This is a genomic window from Streptococcus sp. SM3 (assembly GCF_027497875.1).
In genome coordinates this window covers 1-19,079 of sequence record NZ_JAJNSA010000028.1, presented here as the reverse complement: position 1 = coordinate 19,079, position 19,079 = coordinate 1, and the positions used below count along the sequence as shown (strand labels likewise).

13 protein-coding genes and 1 pseudogene are annotated in these 19,079 nt (G+C 46.3%); 12 read left to right on the top strand and 2 right to left on the bottom strand.

Annotated elements, in window-relative coordinates:
* Positions 1 to 29: 29 nt before the first annotated feature.
* From PAN06_RS06125 to PAN06_RS06075, 11 genes and pseudogenes are all read left to right on the top strand, one after another.
* Positions 30 to 5,171 (top strand): annotated as a pseudogene (locus PAN06_RS06125) (Ig-like domain-containing protein); the annotation flags it as partial.
* Between the two features lie 143 nt (positions 5,172 to 5,314).
* The gene (locus tag PAN06_RS06120) at positions 5,315 to 7,549 is read left to right on the top strand and encodes an alpha-L-fucosidase (RefSeq protein WP_269795873.1); all 2,235 of its coding nucleotides are present in this window, start codon (positions 5,315 to 5,317) and stop codon (positions 7,547 to 7,549) included.
* 277 nt (positions 7,550 to 7,826) lie between these two features.
* Positions 7,827 to 8,291 carry a CtsR family transcriptional regulator gene (locus PAN06_RS06115; RefSeq protein WP_269795872.1) on the top strand — a complete coding sequence of 155 codons (465 nt, stop codon included), beginning with the start codon at positions 7,827 to 7,829 and terminating at the stop codon, positions 8,289 to 8,291.
* On the top strand, positions 8,292 to 10,721 hold the full coding sequence (locus tag PAN06_RS06110; protein ID WP_269795871.1) for an ATP-dependent Clp protease ATP-binding subunit: 2,430 nt from the start codon (positions 8,292 to 8,294) through the stop codon (positions 10,719 to 10,721).
* 9 nt (positions 10,722 to 10,730) lie between these two features.
* Positions 10,731 to 11,219, top strand: coding sequence for a hypothetical protein (locus tag PAN06_RS06105; protein ID WP_003009025.1), 489 nt, complete (start codon positions 10,731 to 10,733; stop codon positions 11,217 to 11,219).
* Complete coding sequence (locus PAN06_RS06100) at positions 11,197 to 11,604, top strand: DUF4430 domain-containing protein (protein ID WP_269795870.1); 408 nt, start codon at positions 11,197 to 11,199, stop codon at positions 11,602 to 11,604. Before PAN06_RS06105 ends, PAN06_RS06100 begins: the two co-directional genes overlap by 23 nt.
* Positions 11,605 to 12,045: 441 nt before the next feature.
* The gene (locus tag PAN06_RS06095; RefSeq protein WP_023919822.1) at positions 12,046 to 12,771 is read left to right on the top strand and encodes a hypothetical protein; all 726 of its coding nucleotides are present in this window, start codon (positions 12,046 to 12,048) and stop codon (positions 12,769 to 12,771) included.
* 164 nt (positions 12,772 to 12,935) lie between these two features.
* The gene (locus PAN06_RS06090; protein ID WP_269795869.1) at positions 12,936 to 13,997 is read left to right on the top strand and encodes an AAA family ATPase; all 1,062 of its coding nucleotides are present in this window, start codon (positions 12,936 to 12,938) and stop codon (positions 13,995 to 13,997) included.
* A gap of 10 nt (positions 13,998 to 14,007) precedes the next feature.
* A complete protein-coding gene (gene pnuC / locus PAN06_RS06085) occupies positions 14,008 to 14,790 on the top strand; it encodes a nicotinamide riboside transporter PnuC (RefSeq protein ID WP_045759990.1) in 783 nt (260 codons plus the stop codon).
* The gene (locus PAN06_RS06080; protein WP_269795868.1) at positions 14,791 to 15,567 is read left to right on the top strand and encodes an NUDIX hydrolase; all 777 of its coding nucleotides are present in this window, start codon (positions 14,791 to 14,793) and stop codon (positions 15,565 to 15,567) included.
* A gap of 128 nt (positions 15,568 to 15,695) precedes the next feature.
* The gene (locus tag PAN06_RS06075; protein ID WP_070665058.1) at positions 15,696 to 16,382 is read left to right on the top strand and encodes a YoaK family protein; all 687 of its coding nucleotides are present in this window, start codon (positions 15,696 to 15,698) and stop codon (positions 16,380 to 16,382) included.
* Positions 16,383 to 16,686: 304 nt separating this feature from the next.
* Here the strand turns inward: PAN06_RS06075 and dusB are convergent, their stop codons facing one another.
* Positions 16,687 to 17,664 (bottom strand): tRNA dihydrouridine synthase DusB, encoded by a 978-nt coding sequence (dusB, locus tag PAN06_RS06070; protein ID WP_049471951.1) that lies wholly within the window; start codon positions 17,662 to 17,664, stop codon positions 16,687 to 16,689.
* Positions 17,651 to 18,523 carry an Hsp33 family molecular chaperone HslO gene (gene hslO, locus PAN06_RS06065; RefSeq protein WP_049471950.1) on the bottom strand — a complete coding sequence of 291 codons (873 nt, stop codon included), beginning with the start codon at positions 18,521 to 18,523 and terminating at the stop codon, positions 17,651 to 17,653. Before hslO ends, dusB begins: the two co-directional genes overlap by 14 nt.
* Positions 18,524 to 18,842: 319 nt before the next feature.
* Between hslO and PAN06_RS06060 the strand changes: the two genes are divergently transcribed.
* Positions 18,843 to 19,079: adenylosuccinate synthetase (locus PAN06_RS06060; protein WP_269795867.1), on the top strand; the 237-nt coding region annotated here is incomplete at its 3' end.

Below are 19,079 nucleotides of genomic sequence, written 5' to 3'. Positions count from 1 at the left end.
TGAATAGTTAATCCTAAGAGGAGGTTTTTATGGGAAAGTCTTTTTTTGAAAAGCGTCCTGTTTTTAGTATTCGTAAGCTCTCTGTTGGAGCTTGTTCTGTTGTGATTGGGATTTCTGCCTTGGGTCTTTCAAGGGTTCATGCGGAAGAAAAGCCAGCCCTCGAAAGTGAGCCGACTTCGATGGAGACACCAAGTGTTGTGACGGAAAATTCAGAAGCGGAAGTTCCTGGAGCTGGTGCAAGGGTTTCAGAAGCTCCAGCTATCATCACCCCTACCAGAGCTGAGGAAAAGCCAGCGCCTCAAGGCGAAGGCCAGCCTGTTTCTACTTCATCTGAGCGTGCTACAGGAACGGAAGCAACAGCTGCTCCAGATCAAAATCGTGTAGCGGAGGATATTGTGCAAGATCGAGAACGTGATTTTAATAAAGATTGGTATTTTAAATTAAATGCAGCTCCTGGTGCAGAAGGGCGTCAAGTGGATGTCAAGGATTGGAAAAAATTAGATCTTCCTCATGACTGGTCTATTTTCTTTGATTTCGATCACAACTCTCCTGCTCAAAATGAAGGGGGGCAATTAAACGGTGGGGATGCTTGGTATCGTAAGACCTTCCGTTTGGACGACAAAGATCTAGATAAGAAGGTCCGCTTGGAATTTGGCGGGGTTTATATGGATTCCAAAGTCTATGTAAACGGACAATTCGTCGGTCATTATCCAAATGGCTACAATGCCTTTTCTTATGATATTACTCCTTATTTGAATGTGGATGGAAGCGAGAATACCATCGCCGTTCATGTGGTCAATCAACAACCAAGTAGCCGTTGGTATTCTGGTAGTGGGATTTACCGGGATGTTAAGCTGAGTGTAACGGACAAGGTTCATTTAGCGCAGTATGGGACTACGATTACGACCCCTCAGTTGGAAAAACAGCAAAATGGGGCAGTAGATACGGTGGTGAAGAGCCGCATTGTCAACCAGGATGATCAAGCCCATAGTATTTATGCGGAATATGAAATTGTCGATCAAAATGGCCAAGTGGTGAGCGAAAAAACGCGCACTGAAGAACAAGCTATTCTAGCAGGTCAAGCGATCAACCTATCTCAAACCTTGCATGTTGAAAAACCAACCCTCTGGGATGTGAAAACGGATCATCCAGCTCTCTATACCTTGTATACGCGGGTTTATCGGAATTCGCAGTTGGTCGATGTGCAAAAGGAACGCTTTGGCTATCGCTATCTGAACTGGACGCCAGAAGGTGGCTTCTTCCTCAATGGGGTGGCGACGAAATTCCACGGGGTATCTCTTCACCATGACCACGGGGCTCTTGGAGCTGAGGAAAATTACAAGGCTGAATACCGCCGTCTCAAACAGATGAAGGACATGGGAGTCAATGCGATTCGGACGACCCACAACCCAGCGAGTGAACAAACCTTAAAGATTGCGGCTGAGTTGGGCTTGATGGTCCAAGAAGAAGCTTTTGATACCTGGTATGGTGGCAAGAAGCAATACGATTACGGTCGTTTCTTTGAAAAGGATGCCACTCACCCAGAAGCTCGTAAGGGGGATACTTGGTCCGATTACGATCTACGGACCATGGTAGAGCGGGACAAGAACAATCCAGCCATTGTCATGTGGTCAATCGGTAACGAAGTCGGTGAAGCAGATGGTTCAGACAAATCTGTCGCAACCGTTCGTCGCTTGGTCAAGACCATCAAGGACGTGGATGCAACTCGCTATGTCACCATGGGAGCTGATAAATTCCGCTTTGGTGATGGATCAGGAGGGCATGAAAAGGTAGCGGCAGAGCTCGATGCAGTTGGATTTAACTATTCAGAGGCCAACTATGAAAGCCTACGAGCGAAACACCCAAACTGGCTCATTTATGGTTCTGAAACCTCTTCTGCGACGCGGACACGGGGCTCATACTATCACCCTGAAAGAGAATGGGTCGGTAGCAACCAAGAAGACCGCCACTATGAACAATCAGACTACGGTAATGACCGGGTTGGTTGGGGGCGGACAGCGACAGCCTCTTGGATCTTTGACCGCGATCATGCCGGCTATGCAGGGCAATTTATCTGGACAGGTACAGACTATATCGGTGAGCCAACACCATGGCACAACCAAAATGCCACACCTGTGAAAAGTTCTTACTTCGGTATTGTCGATACGGCAGGTCTTCCAAAGAATGATTTTTACCTCTACCAAAGTCAATGGGTATCGGCTGAAAAGCATCCGATGGTGCATCTCTTGCCGCATTGGAACTGGGACAACCCAGAATTGGCCAATCGTGTCATGGATGAAGAAGGTCGGATTCCTGTTCGGACCTTCTCCAATGCCAACAGTGTGGAATTGATTGTCAATGGGGAATCACAAGGAGTGAAGACCTTTACCAAGAAGACCACAGCTGATGGCCGGACTTACCAAGAAGGGGCAAATCCGGATGAACTCTATCTAGAGTGGTTGGTTCCTTATGTGCCAGGTAAGGTGGAAGCCATTGCCCGCAACGAAGCAGGCGACGTGATTGCGAAAGATCAAGTCGAAACAGCCGGCAAGGCTGCAGGTGTTCGCTTGTTGAAAGAAGAACATGCGATTGCAGCAGACGGTAAGGATTTGACCTATATTACCTATGAAATTGTCGATGAAGCAGGCCGTGTCGTGCCAACTGCCAATAATGTGGTGCATTTCCATTTGCATGGACAGGGCCAAATTGTCGGTGTCGACAACGGAGAACAAGCCAGCCGTGAGCGCTACAAAGCACAGGCAGATGGCTCATGGCAACGCAAAGCCTTTAACGGCAAAGGGGCGGTCATTGTCAAATCAACTGAGCAGGCGGGTGCCTTTACTCTGTATGCAGACTCAGACCGCTTGCAATCAGACCAAGTCAGCCTCTTTACAGGTAAGAAGGACCAAGCGGAACGCACCGTATTGGGTGTGGAACCCGTTCAACAAAGCGCTTATCTGGGAGAAGAGCCAGCTTTACCAAGTAAGGTCAATGTGGTCTATAGCGATGGCAAGGCCCAAGAAGAAGCCATTGAGTGGGACAAAGCAGACTATAGTCGTGCAGGCCAAGTTCGTGTGACAGGTCATGTTCAAGGACGCACGGTCGAAGCTCTGGTTGATGTGATCGGCGTGGAACAAGTCCTTCCAGTTATCAAACAAATCCCGCAGGGAGCAGACCTAGCGACAGTGGATAAGACTGTGCAATTGGTCTTCACAGATGGCCGAACAGTTAGCGATGAAGTTGATCAATGGACCTTGGAAGCTGGTCAAGAAGATCAGTTGTCCACACCAGGAGCACGCTTGAAAGCGACAGGACTCCTAGGCAATGGGGAAACGGTTCAAGCAACACTAGTGGTTGCAGGAGGAGATGTAGCCAAGGCTAAGAAACCAACGGTTCAGCTAGATGGAGTAGCTCTTCCAAAATTTGGCAGTGGTAACCATACCATTTTCCGTTCGCTAACTTATGGTCAAGAGCCAGGTCAAGTCACAGCAAGTGCAGAAAATGCTCAAATGACGGTCCTACAAGCCAATCGAGAAAATGGTTTGAAGGCTCAAATCTATGTTACTGCTAAGAATACGGGAGTTGTACAGACCTATGTGGTCCAATTCCAGGAAGAAAGTCCACAGATTGAGCGTTTAGAATTGCGTCTGCCAGAAGGACAGGAACTCAAGGAAGACCAAACGATACCACTTGAAGTCATTGCCCATTACCAAGATGGCAGTCTAGCAAGTCTGAAAGCAGATCAAATCGATATCAAAACAACAGCTGGTAGTCAAGGAAAAGCGGTTGCAAGCAAGAAAGGTTTGGAACTGCGGGAAGCAGGATTGGTTCATTTAGAAGCCAACTTCCAAGGACAAACAGGAGAAGTAAGCTTTACCATCACACCAAATCCTGAAGAAAAGACTGTTGTGAAGGTGCGTCCTGTACGAATCAGTACCGATCAAAACGTGTTGCCAGCTCTTCCAGAGACAGTTTTGGTCGAGTATGACAAGGGATTCCCGAAAGAAAAACGCGTGATCTGGGATGCTGTGACAGCAGATCAAGTCAAGAATTACCATAGCTTTACAGTCACCGGTCATGTAGAAGGTGTGGAAAAAGAAGCCCAAGCTCAAGTCACCGTTGAAGGCATTATCGCTGTAGAAGAAGTCAGCACCACCACTCCAGTCGGAGAAAAACCAGCACTTCCAGAAAGCGTGCGGACTTATCATTCCAATGGCAAGACCTATGCTGCCAAGATAGTATGGGATGCGGTCGATCCGCAACTCTTGGCCCAAGAAGGAGAAGTTGTCCTCTCCGGTCGAGTAGAAGGAACGGATCTTCCAACGCGTCTTCATATTCGTGTTTCCGCAAACACAGTCAAGGGAGCCAACGTAGCAGAACAATGGACAGGATCAGTCTTGCCACTCGCTTTTGCAAGCGACTCTAACGATGCAGATCCAGTTGCTAAGGTCAATGATAAGGTCATCTCCTTTACCGATGCTCCAGCTAACCGTTGGACCAACTGGGGCCGTGACAATGCGGAAGATTCTGTCGGGATCTTGTTTGGGGACTCTGGTATCTTGACCAAGCGAGCAGTGGACAACCTCCATGTTGGTTTCCACGAAGACCACGGCGTTGGGGCTCCAAGTGAGTATGTGATTGAGTACTATACAGGGGAACAAATCCCAGCAGTACCAAGCAATCCAAATCGGGTCAAAGACGAAACAGACCATCCATTTAACAACCCAGCTAACTGGAAAGAAGTCAGCAACCTAACCGTTGAAGAACGAGTAGCAGCTGGTAAGATGAATCATTTCAGTTTTGATAAAGTCGACACCTATGCCGTTCGGATCCGTATGAAGACACCAGAAGGTAAACGTGGAAGCTCTATTTCAGAGATTCAGATCTTTGCCAATAAGGTTGCAGCAGAAGAAAAGAGTCAGCTGACCATTCGTGTTAATGGCGATATCTTGCCAGGTGTCAACCCAAGTGTGACAGATTACTACATCGATGCGCGTGATCGGGCTTATCCACAAGTGGAAGCAACAGCTAGCCATCACGGTCTTGCAACGGTTGTGCCAAGCGTCCATGAAGGTGATCCAATCCGCGTCATCCACAAAGCAGAAGATGGCACCATCTTACAAGAATACCGCCTACACTTAATCAATGATGCCGAACAGTTGAAACAGTCTAGGATACTTGAAGATAAAGACAATCACTAGCTTATCTTTGGGCTTTTTGTTCAAATAACTAAATATGAGCAAGCTCAAAATAGTGAGAGTCACCGGCGATCAAAATGAGATATGTTAAAAAGCAAAGATAGGAGGAAACAACTGTGAACGAGCACCAAGAAGAATCAGGGCATTCCTCAGTTGCAACGAGTGAGAAAGAAAACCGCACAGTTAGCCAAGGGACAGAAGCCACCCAACCAGCTACCTCTCTAGATGAGGAGCCTGAGATTGCAGACTATGGTCCGCTTCCAAGCAAGGCCCAAATGCAATACCACCGCGAAGAACTAGCAGCCTTCATCCATTTTGGGATGAATACCTACTACGATCGGGAGTGGGGAGATGGGCAAGAAGATCCTTATGATTTCTATCCAGAGCATCTGGATACCGATCAGTGGATCAAAACCCTGAAAGAGGCGGGCTTCAAACGGACCATCATGGTCGTCAAGCACCACGATGGCTTCCTCTTGTACCCTTCTAAATACACCGACCATACCATTGCCAAAAGTGGTTGGAAGGAAGGAAAAGGCGATGTCCTAGCTGAAGTTTCAGCTTCTGCTAGCAAGTGTGACATGGATATGGGGGTCTACCTCTCCCCTTGGGATGCTCACAGCCCGCTCTACCATGTGGATACAGAGGACCAATATAACGAATACTATCTCAACCAGCTCAAAGAAATCCTTGAAGATCCAAAATATGGAAACAAGGGCAAGTTCGTGGAAGTCTGGATGGATGGAGCGCGTGGCGATGGGGCTCAAAAAGTCACCTATACCTTCGATAAGTGGTTTGATGCCATCCGCAAGGCCCAAGGGGATATTGCCATCTTCTCAGCTGAGCCGACCAATGTTCGTTGGATCGGAAATGAAAAGGGGATTGCCGGAGATCCAGTTTGGCATAAGGTCAATCCGGATAAGATTCGCAACAATCCATCCAACAGTTACCTCAATCACGGGGATCCAGAAGGGAAGCAATACTCAGTGGGAGAAGCCGATGTTTCCATTCGCTCCGGCTGGTTCTACCATGACAATCAAGAGCCTAAGTCCTTGCGCGAATTGATGGACATTTACTTCAAATCGGTTGGCCGTGGAACTCCACTCTTGCTCAATATTCCACCGAACCAAGACGGAAAATTTGCGGATGCGGATGTGGCGCGTTTGAAAGAATTCCGTCAGACCTTAGACCAACTCTACAGCGTGGACTATGCGGCGGGCGCTTTGGTAGAAGCTGACTCGACACGGCGCAATGCTCATTACTCAGCCAGCCATTTGACGGATGGAGATGAGAAGACCAGTTGGGCACCTGCCGATGATGCCAAGACCGGATCTTTTGTCCTCGATCTTGGAAAAGAGCAATATTTTGATGTGGTAGAGCTCAAAGAAACCATCGAGAAAGGCCAACGGATTTCCGGTTTCACCATCGATGTAGCGGTGAATGGGCAATGGGTTCCTTTTGGGGCTGGGTCAACCGTTGGATACCGCCGTTTGATCAAAGGGCAACCAGTTGATAGCCGCTACCTCCGGGTGTCCATCACCGATGCCCAAGCCACTCCAATCTTGAATGGCGTCTCTGTCTATAAGACGCCAGCTAGCATTGAAGAAACGGATGGCTATCCGCTTGGTTTGACCTATCATTTAGACCGGACTGCTGACCGTGCCAATAGCCAATGGAATGAAGAGGGAGAAGGCGTTCGAGGCACCTCTATGTGGACCAAGGAAAAGGGAGCTTCGGTGACCTATCAGTTCGAAGGGACCAAGGCCTATGTGGTCGCAACCGTAGACCCTGGTCATGGGGAAATGGATGTCTATGTCGATGGCCAAAAGCTAGCGACGGTCAATACCCAAAGCCCAAGCCGCAAACGCAGCCAAAAGGTTTATGAAACACCGGATTTGAAAGCAGGAGCCCACACCTTGACATTAGTCAATAGCAAGGGAGATGCGATCGCAACGGAAGGAATTTATGCCCTCAATAACCAAGAAAAGGGTCTCTTTGAGTTTGCTCAGCCAACTCTAGCTGTTAAGAAAGGCGACCCAGCGCAAGTCGTCGTCAAGAGAAAAGGTGGCTCTAAAGGAAGCACTAGTCTTAAATTAATCACAGAACCAGGAACAGGGGTTCATGGCAAGGTCTACAAAGATACCAACGTCACTCTTGAGTTTGCAGATGGAGAGACAGAAAAAACAGTCCAAGTCCCAACCCTTGATTTTTCAGGCAAGGCGACAGATGTCTATGACTTTAAGGTCAAATTGTTGCATCCGGATCAAGGAAGTCTGGTCGGCTTTATTCCAGAGCTGACAGTCCAAGTGATGGAGGAAGTAGTTCAACAGTCGAAATGGAAAGAAGCTTAAACCGATATTCAAAGAAAGGTTTTGTGAATGTGGTGAGAAATTCGCTCGTCGCAAAGAGTAGTTGATTCTTCTCATAAGAGGTTAGTTCTCACTAGCCTCTTTTATTTTGTCTTATTAAGAGATTCCTATTTCCATAGAGTCTTTGCTTTATTTACAGCCATAAAAATTGTATAATAGTCAAATAAGGTCAATGATCAAAACAAACACTCCAAGGGCATCTTTATGCGCTAAAGAGTAGAGCATCTATCTAGAAGAAAACAAGTCAGAAAGGAGCATCATGGCAAATAAGAACACATCTGATAGCATTGAAGCTTATATCAAGGCCTTGCTGGCTCAAGCTGGCATGGCAGAGCTCAAAAGAAGTGAGTTGGCAGATGTCTTTCAGGTCGTACCCAGTCAGATTAACTATGTCATTAAGACCCGCTTTACCGAGAGTCGAGGCTATATTGTAGAAAGTAAACGCGGTGGTGGCGGTTATATCCGTATTGGCAAGGTCCAGTTTTCAGATCACCATCAGATGCTCCAAGACTTGGCAGCCAATATTGGAGAGACCATCAGCCAGCAGGTCTTCCAGGATATCCTCCAGATGCTCCATGAAGAAAAATTATTGACAAAACGTGAGACTCAGCTGTTCTTTGCGACGACCTCCGATGAGGTTCTAGGTCGAGATGCTCTCATCATACGAGCAAATATGCTGAAAAAAATCATTCAACAAGTAGATAGAAAAGGAAATACCGACTAGATGAACTATTCAACAGCACTGTTAGAAAGTATAGAAGCGGCCCAAATACTAGCAGGCCACTATCAAGGGAATACCTTAGACACTTGGCATCTTTTGACGGCCATGGCTAATAATCCCTATAGCGTGGCAGGTTCTGTACTCAACGATTATCCTATGCAGATTGACGAATTTCAGGATGCAGCGGAGCATATTACAGGCCAGGCTTTTCAAAGCGACAATCGGTATGAAATCTTCCCATTTTCTTATCGGATGGAAGCGATGATGAAGCACGCAAAGGAGATTGCCCAGGTCCTTCATGCCAAGACCTTGGGAACAGAGCATGTGCTCCTCTCTCTTCTAGCGGACCGTGGGACCTTGGCTAGCCAAGTCATGGAGTTTGCCGGCTTTGCCTTTACAGAGCAAGACAAGGGTGTTCCCGTTGCTTCCCTTCGAAAGAATCTAGAAGACAAGGCAGGCTGGGACAAAAATGATATTAAAGCTATCCGGAGTCTTTATCGGGCTCAAAACCCTAACCGCCAAACCATGGGGAATATGATGGGCATGCCCCCAAGTACAAGTGGAGGTCTTGAAGACTATACCCGTGATTTGACAGAAATGGCGCGGGCAGGCCAGCTTGAGCCTGTGATTGGTCGGGATGCAGAGATTTCACGCATGATCCAAATCCTCAGCCGCAAGACGAAGAACAATCCTGTATTGGTGGGAGAAGCAGGGGTCGGAAAGACAGCTCTTGCCTTAGGCCTGGCCCAGCGGGTCGCTAGTGGCCATGTTCCAGCTGAAATCGCGCAAATGCGTGTCCTTGAATTGGATCTCATGAATGTCGTTGCAGGGACGCGCTTCCGTGGGGACTTCGAAGAACGGATGAACAATATCATCCAGGACATCGAAGAAGACGGTCACGTGATTCTCTTTATTGATGAACTGCATACCATTATGGGGTCTGGATCCGGCATTGATTCGACCTTAGACGCAGCCAATATTTTAAAACCAGCTCTAGCACGGGGAACCTTGCGTACAGTTGGGGCAACGACCCAAGATGAGTACCAAAAGCATATCGAAAAAGACGCGGCCCTCTCTCGGCGTTTTGCGAAAGTCACCATTGAAGAGCCAAGTGTTGCAGATAGCATCCAAATTCTCCAAGGCTTGAAAGAAACCTACCAGGACCACCATCATGTGACCATTACCGATGAAGCGATCGAAACAGCTGTCAAATATGCCCACCGCTATTTGACCAGCCGTCAATTGCCAGATTCGGCCATTGATCTCTTGGATGAAGCGGCAGCTACTGTACAAAACCGCGATTCCAACGGTCATGTAAAGGAAGAGTTGACCGCCTTGGATCGGGCTTTGATGGATGGCAGGTGGAAGAAAGCAGCCCAGCTCTTAGAAGTAGAGGCCGCTCCCGTTGTCTACAAAAAAGAAGTCACTGACCAAGATGTCTTGGTGACCTTGAGCCAATTATCGGGTATTCCAACTCAAAAACTGACTCAAACCGATGCCAAGAAGTACCTCAACTTAGAAACAGAATTGCACAAGCGCGTGATTGGTCAAGACCAAGCCGTTTCGAGTATCAGTCGGGCTATTCGACGCAATCAATCAGGTATCCGTAGCAATAAACGTCCGATCGGTTCTTTCATGTTCTTAGGACCTACCGGTGTCGGAAAAACAGAGTTAGCCAAAGCTTTGGCGGAAGTTCTGTTTGATGATGAATCGGCCCTCATCCGTTTTGATATGAGTGAGTACATGGAAAAATTCGCGGCCAGTCGCCTCAACGGAGCCCCTCCAGGCTATGTGGGCTACGAAGAAGGAGGCGAGTTGACAGAAAAAGTCCGCAACAAACCGTATTCAGTTCTCTTATTTGATGAGGTGGAAAAAGCCCACCCAGATATTTTCAATGTCCTTTTGCAAGTCTTGGATGACGGAGTCTTAACCGATAGCAAAGGCCGGAAGATCGACTTCTCCAATACCATTATCATCATGACCTCAAACCTGGGAGCAACAGCCCTTCGGGATGATAAGACAGTTGGCTTTGGTGCCAAAGATATCCGCTTTGACCAAGCCAATATGGAAAAACGCATGTTTGAAGAGTTGAAGAAGACCTATCGTCCAGAGTTTATCAACCGGATTGATGAAAAGGTGGTCTTCCATAGCCTATCCAGCGAGGACATGCAGCAGGTGGTGAAAGTCATGGTCAAACCGCTCATCGCGACCTTGGCCGAACAAGGCATGACCCTCAAATTCCAGCCTTCAGCGCTCAAGTTGCTAGCAACCAAAGGCTACGATCCAGAAATGGGAGCTCGCCCACTGCGTCGTGTCTTGCAGACCGAAGTGGAAGATCAACTAGCAGAGCTATTGCTGAAAGGTCAAGCCCAAGAAGGGCAAACGATCAAGGTTGGAACGACAGCTGGAACGATCAAGTTCGAGATTGTCTAGGAGGACGTCATGACGCTTCAGCGATTAACCCGTATTTCGCTTTTGGCGGCCCTTTGTGTCGCTCTACGTCAGGCTTTTGCCCCTTTCCCAAATGTCCAACCTATTTCTGCTGTCTTTTTTCTCTTGGTGATATTTGAAGGGTATAGCTTTGCTTTTCTTGTGATGATGATCACCATGTTTGTCTCTGCCTTTTTCCTGGGGATGAGCTTGATTGTGTTCTTTCAGATTGTCGCCTTTGGCTGTTTGATGCTCATTTGGCGCATCAGTTACAAGTGGTTGCCCTTTGTCCTTCAGATCCTTTTTGTGGGCCTACTGTCCTTTGCTTATGGGGTCTTGATCGATAGTGTTTATGCCTTGATATACCATATTCCTTGGTGGACCTATGCTTTGGTCAATGGTTTTAGTTTTAACCTTGCCCATGCTCTGTCGACGATCATTTTCTATCCCATTATTTATCAAATCTTTAGGAGATTTTATGTTGAAAAAAACCATTTCTAGCTTAATGACCTTACTTGCAACTCTTCTTTTAGCGAGTTGCGCTTCGTCTCATAGCACAAACCATCAACCAACAGCTTCTAGCACAGAAGTTGCCAAGAAAAACGAAATTTCGATTACGATTAGCGTGACGCCAGAAGGTCAAAAAGCGCAATCGAAAACCTTGAAAGTAGCAGAAGAGAGCAACCTCATGAAAGTGCTCAAAGCCAACTACAAGATTGAAGAAAAAAATGGCATGATCACCTCGATTGACGGTCACAGCCAAGACGAATCCAAAGGTCTTTACTGGATGTACAAGATCAATGGCGAGATGGCTCCAAAAGGAGCTGCTGAAACCACCGTTAAAAAAGGAGACAAGATCGAATTCTATCAAGAAGTGTATAAATAATGAGAAGCTGGACAGTATGTCCGGCTTCAGATTAAAGATAAAGTTATCTTAGAAACTTTCCTTAGGTGAGTACGGACGTCAGCGAACTTCGAAGAAGTTCCATGACTTAGTTTTGGACCTAAGGTTCCAAAACTCCCGAGTGCTAGAAACAATAGTGTTTCTAGCACTTTTCTCACAGCGGAAAGTTTCAGTAGATCATTGAGTACCCCTAACGAATTAAATTTTTTTATCTTTATAGGAGGTATTATATTTGTATAAAAGAACAGTTTGTCTACGTGCTCTAGTCGGCTAGTTTGTCCGGCTTTTTTCTACTATGCCTTAGGAATTTACCTAAAACTTCTTTCAAATTAGAAAAATATTTGAGAAACTATTGACACCCTCATATAACAGTGTTACAATAATGTTACAAAATATTACAAATGTTACAAAAGAGGTTCTGTTATGAAAAACAAAAAAATCATTTCCCTAGCAGCGCTAGCTCTTACAGCTAGTCTTTTCCTAGGAGCTTGTGGTGGGAATAAAGAAGAAAAAACTTCAGAAGCAAGTAGTTCAAAGACCAGTCAGGTTAAACAAACAAGTTCTTCTTCTAAGAAAAAAGTGATCACTAGTAAAGATCCGATTGCCTCTTCATCCTCTGATAGCAAATCAGAAGAAAGTCATACCGTTGGTAGCAAAAATAACCAAGCTGCAGCTAGTCAAACACCTGCTCCAGCTAAAGAAGCAACACCAGCAGCACCCGTAACAAAAGAAACAAAAGAAGTAGCCACTCCAGCAACACCAGCGAAAGCAAAATTGCCAAGTCTAGAAGACGGCCATGCCCATGCTAAGAAGCAAGCTTCTGCTACGGAGAATGCCCAATACAAGGGAGTCTATTCTGTGGCAGCAGGGGATTTCTCTGCAGCAGCTGGGAATTGGTCTGACAAACGCGACACTGGAGTCACTATTGGCCAAGGTGGTCAAGTGACCATCCAACTTCCTGGGGGCCAACCCGTAGCCTATGGTATCAGCGCTTATAACTATACCTTGGATGATGGTCATTACCATGCTAATCTCTCAGCAGGCGATGGGTCTGCGGCGACTCTAGATATCGTAGTTGGAAAAGATGGCTCTGTATCTAGTGTGACGGTTCTTAAAGACGGTGTTAGCCACTCCCTCACTCGTGAATAAAATTCGAAAGATCTGAAAGGATAAGCTTCTCTTTTCAGATCTTTTTTTGTTGATTTGAAGAAAAATATATTTTTTTATAAAAAACTATTGACAGATAGAAAATATAGTTTATAATAAAAACATAAAGAAAACCTATTTATAAAAAATTATAAAAAGGAGCTTATATGAAAAAAGAAAGAATTGCCCTGGTTTTTGGAACCTTTGCGCCTCTTCATCAAGGGCATATTGACCTGATCCAGCGGGCCAAGCGTCAGTGTGATCGCGTTCGTGTCATCGTTTCTGGTTACGAAGGGGATCGTGGCGAAGAAGTGGGGTTGACCTTACAAAAACGCTTCCGTTATATCCGCGAAGCCTTCTCTAATGATGAGTTGACCCAAGTCTATAAGTTAGATGAGACAGAACTTCCTCGTTATCCCTTGGGCTGGGAGCCTTGGTTACAAACAGTCCTAGACACCATCCAGTATCAAACAGAGACAGAAGAGTTGATCTTTTATGTAGGGGAGAAAGCTTACAAGGAAGAGTTGGAAGCGAGAGGGTTTGAAGTTCATTTAGAAGAGCGTCGCTTCGGGATCTCTGCTACCATGATCCGGGAAAATCCAAGCAAATACTGGAAATACATCGCTCAGCCCTTCCGTCGCCAGTTCACAAAAAAAGTTTTGATTATGGGGAGCGCCAGCAACGGGAAAACGACCCTTGCAAAGGACTTAGCCCGCTTTTACGATGCACCTGTTAGTCTTGAGTATGCCCGTGAATACCAGATCAAGAACAATGTTCGAGATGATGAGCTCACGCCAAAAGATTACTATTACCTACTCTTAGGACAGTATGATCAAACCTCTAAGCTCATCGATAGTAGTGCCAATCGAGGCCTTGTCATCGCCGATACCAATTCCCTGGTGACCAAGGGTTATTACGACTACTACATGGAAGTCGAAGGTCAGGATACCAGCATGACCGATACCTTCGACAACCTCTTTGTCAGTATTCTCTCCAAAGAAAAATGGGATTTGATCCTCTTTGTCCAGCCGATCGGCTCTTATGTCAATGATGGTTTCCGAGACATGAGCATGGCTGACGAAGAGATCCGCACCAGCTTTTCAAATTACCTGGACCAATTGCGCCAGCAATACCTAGGAAACATTCCGACCACTTTCCTCGCATCAGACTACCTCGGCAACTACGAAGAAGCCAAGAAGGTGATCGATGCCATCTACCAAGCCGACTAAGGAGCAGCTTATGAAAAACCTATCTCAAAAATTCGCAACTTTTAGCCAAGACTTTAGAAATGTTCACCAAGAAGCGAAAAAGCAAGGCTTTGTCAATATTATGAAACTCCTGTGGAAGGACCTTTTTGTAGGACGCACAGCCTTTCAATGGATCTATCTCCTCCTTCTTTCCAGCGTTCCCTTCTTCTTAGAATGGACCAATCGGACAGGACAGCATGATTGGCTGGGACTGTTTGCCTCTTGGACAGGCATTGTCTGCGTCATCCTGGTTGCAGAAGGGCGTGCTAGTAACTACCTTTTTGGAGCAGTGAATTCAGCGATCTACCTCGTTTTAGCCCTCAATAAGAACTTCTACGGGGAAGTTCTGACAACTCTTTATTTCTTCATCATGCAACCGATCGGTCTCTATGTTTGGCTCTCTAATCGGATCAATGATCAAGGTAAGGTCGAAGAATCTCACTTTGAAGCCAAGAAATTGAACTTAATCGAGTGGATGCGCTACTTGGCCTTGTGTGCTGTGATTTGGATCGGTATGGGCTTTGCGTATCAGAGCATCCATAGCGCTCGCCCTTTCCGCGATAGTATCACCGATGCGACCAACGGGGTCGGCCAGCTCCTAATGACCCGCCTTTACCGGGAGCAATGGATCTTCTGGATTGCGACCAACGTCTTTAGTATCTATCTCTGGTGGGATCAGAGTCTTCACATTCAAGGGATGTACTGGGTTTACACGCTCAATAGTTTAGTGGGCTGGTACCAATGGACCAAAGCCCTCAAGAAGGAGGTGGCTTAGATGGCAAGTCTCTCAATTCCAGCAGGAATGACGGAGAAAGAGTATTTTGAGACGGTCGCTAGTGAAGCAGACTTTCTCAAGTGGTACAAGGAGCAAGACCTGCCGACTTATGAAACTCCAAGTGTCACAGCGGACATGGTAGCTTACTGTTTTGTTGATGGACAGCTCAAGCTCTTAGCCATTCGCCGCAAGGCCCACCCTTATCAACACCGCCTCGCCTTGGTGGGTGGCTTTGTGAACAAGGATGAAGATGCGACTCATGCCTGCATCCGAGAAGTCAAAGAAGAAGTTGGGCTCGATCTGCCAGTGAATAAGGTGGAACAACTCATGACCGTTTCCACCCCTGAGCGGGACCCCAGAGGCTGGGTCATTACCATCGCCCATCTGGTCTATCTGCCAGCAGAAGCAGTAGAGTTAGCCCATGCAGGTGACGATGCCAAGGAAGTCGTTTTTCTCGATGTCGATTTCAAAAAATCCCAGTGTTTGCTTGATGGAGAACCCTTAGCTGCTTCTGATTTTGCCTTTGACCACTATCAAATCATTCAAGAATCGATCAAGCGGATTCAGGGGCGTCTCGACTGGAATCCAACCTTCCTCTATCTGTTAGAGGAGCCTTTCACCGTTTATGAAGCAACCGAATTGGTCAATTTGATCAATCCAGGACGTCCCATCGTTAGCAATAACTTCCTCGTAAAATTCGGAGAATTCGTGGAAGAAGTGGGTGTCAAGCGAGTACCTAAGAAAAAACCACGCAAGACCTATCGCCTGAAACAGTAGATCGAGCGGGGTTTATTCTACCAGCCCTTAGTTACTAGTAGTAGCCAAGGGCTTTTTCTGATTTTTCCTGCTCCACTTGTGTGCAAAGTGGTATAATAATCATAATTGAAATCAAAAGAGACAAGACTATGGAAGAAAAAATAATTTTACCACAAAATACACGACTGATGGGGGCTCTGCTTGGTTTTATCGGAGGAGGCCTCGATGTCTTTTGCCACATGCACTATCGGAGTTTGGTCGCGACCCAAACGGGGAACCTCCTGCTTCTCATCGCTGATTGGCACGATCCCCGTGTCGAAAATACCATCATGCGTTTTTCATCTATTTTATTTTTCTCGATCGGCTTTTTGGTTGCCCTCCATATCAAAGAGTATCGCAAGACAGCCTTTTGGCGGACCAAGATGTTAATTCCTTTGTTTGTGGTGACACTCCTGATTCCCTTGGTGTCTGTCATGCCACCTGTAGAAGTTCCCTTTATTGCTTTTGGAACAGGGATGATGATGTTGACCTTTACAGGGAGCCTCATTGAAAATCACCCTTATGTGATCTTTATGACTTCCGGCAATTACCGCAAGATGCTGACGGCCTTGTACCGAATCACTCGAGGAAAGGGAGATTTGGACGAGTATCGGCGTCAGGCCATGAATTACGGGATTGTTGTTGGAAGCTTTGTTGCTGGAGCTATTAGCGTAGCCATCCTCATGCATTTCATTCACCAATGGGCCATCTGGCTGATCACAGCCAACCTCTTTTTGATCATGACCTACTACACCGCAAGGGTCAAACAACTTGGCCTGCAAACAGACAATCTATAGAAACAGGACCCCGTGTGAGGTCCTGTTTTAGATTAATGACAAAGTCATCTTAGAAACTTTCCTTAGGTGAGTACGGACGTCAGCGAACTTCGAAGAAGTTCCATGACTTAGTTTTGAGCCTAAGGTCTCAAAACTCCCGAGTGCCTGAAACAATCGTGTTTCAGGCACTTTTCTCACAGCGGAAAGTTTCGGTATTTTTTTGATTCGCTCAAAAAATTAAAACATATTTATATTTCTTTGCCGAATTGCTTAACTTATTTAAAAATAGTACAGGACCTCACATGAGGTCCTGTTTTTTGTATTTCTATGCTTTTAATTGTAAGAGTTCTTCAATCTCAGCCAGAGTGCTAGCTTGGGAGATGGCTCCACGGAGTTTGGCTGCACCTGAGGTACCACGGAGGTAGTGAGGGGCGAGGCCACGGAATTCACGAACGGCAATGTGCTCACCTTTGAGATCGATCAAGCGTTTCAAGTGTTCGTAAGCAATCTTCATCTTGTCTTCAAATGTCAAATCAGGCAGGATTTCCCCTGTTTCAAAGTAGTGATTGATTTGGTTGAAGAGATAAGGATTGCCCATAGCAGCGCGACCAATCATGACCGCATCGGCACCGACTTCTTCGATCCGTTGTTTGGCATCTTGAACCGTACGGATATCTCCATTTGCGATAAATGGAATCTTGGTCAGAGCTTGTGCAACCTTGTGAAGGGTCTCAAGATCCGCATGCCCCGTATACATTTGCTCCCGAGTCCGTCCATGCATGGCAAGGGCAGAGACACCTGCAGCTTCAGCAGCGAGCGCATTTTCAACTGCTAGAGAAGGATCTGACCAACCCGTCCGCATTTTTACAGTGAGGGGGATATCAAGGACGGATTGAACCTTATTGATGATGGAGTAAATCTTGTCTGGGTCCTTGAGCCACATGGCACCAGCCTCGTTCTTGACGATTTTATTCACCGGGCAACCCATGTTGATATCGACGATATCAGTCTTGGTATTTTCTTGGATAAATTCAGCTGCGCGTGCGAGGCTATCTTCGTCACTTCCAAAGAGTTGGATCGATACAGGATTTTCTCCTTCATCGATATGGAGCATGTGAAGCGTCTTTTCATTGTTGTATTGGATTCCCTTGTCAGAGACCATTTCCATCACAACGAGCCCTGCCCCCAGTTCTTTGGCAATGGTCCGGAAAGCTGAGTTGGTCACTCCGGCCATTGGGGCTAGGACGGTACGGTTAGGGATTTCGACATTCCCGATCATAAATGGCGTATTAAGATTTGTCACGAATGAGTTCCTCCAAGTCATTTTCGTCAAAGTGGTAGTGTGTTTGGCAGAATTGGCAGGTAATCTCTGCACCGTGATCTTCATCTTTCATCTCTTTTAGATCACTAGCTGGCAGACTTGCTAAAGCATTCAAGAAACGCTCACGGCTGCAGTCGCACTGGAAGCGAAGTTCTTCTTCAGAGAGGCGTTTGAAAGGTTCATCTCCATAGATAGCGGCAAGAAGAGCTTCAATATGGTCTTCAGATTCCAAAAGTGTGGAGATAGCAGGCATTTTTTGGATGCGTTTTTCAAAGCGCGCGATTTCTTCTTCCTTGGCATTTGGCAAGACTTGAAGCAAGAAGCCACCCGCCACTTTAACCTTGTCTTCGTCATCCAAAAGGACATTGAGTCCAACTGCAGAAGGTGTTTGTTGGCTTTCCGTCAGATAAAAGGCCAGGTCTTCTCCGATTTCACCGGTGACAAGAGGGGTCATGGAGTTATAAGGATTTCCCGTACCATAGTCAGTGATGACCAGGAATTCTCCGTTTCCGACAAATGGTCCCACCAGGACTTCACCAGTTGCCGTCTTCTTGATATCCACTCCAGGATTTTGTACGTAGCCTTTAACATTTCCCTTGGTATCTGCCACGGTGATGATGGCTCCAAGTGAGCTAGTCCCAAGGACTTTGACCGTAATTTTAGTATCTCCTTTCTCGTTTGCTGCCAAGATTTGACTGGCAATGAGGGTACGGCCAAGTGCGACCGTGGAGCTAGCTTGTGTATGATGTTTTTCTTGGGCTGTTCGTACAGTTTCTGTACTGTCTAGTACATAGGCACGAAAAGCGCCGCTTTCTGAGATAGTTTTAATAATTTTGTCCATACCTACTATTTTAGCACAAATCAAGCAAAGTGGGGGCAAGGAGAATTCCGAAAATCAGCCGTTTCAGAAGAAGGGCAAGAAGAAAAGAAAATTCCGAACGTTATTTCTAGAAAGAAGCAATTTCCAAGTAAAAGACGAGTTTCATAGAGAAGTTGGTTTAAAAAGGAAGGAGAAAAATAAACGATAGCTGAGTGGATCTTGAAAAAACATCAAAAATTGCTTATAATAGAGTGTAAGACAAACTTGCAGGTGAGACTCCTGCCCCTAGTTTGAAGAAAGGCATAGATAGGGAACTATCTATGGTATATGAAAAAGAATTATGACATCAGTTGTTGTAGTAGGAACCCAATGGGGTGATGAAGGAAAAGGGAAGATTACAGACTTCCTATCAGCCAATGCAGAAGTCATTGCTCGCTATCAAGGTGGGGACAATGCCGGACACACCATCGTAATCGACGGCAAAAAGTTCAAGTTGCACTTGATTCCTTCTGGTATCTTCTTCCCTGAAAAGATCTCTGTCATCGGAAACGGCGTGGTGGTCAACCCTAAATCATTG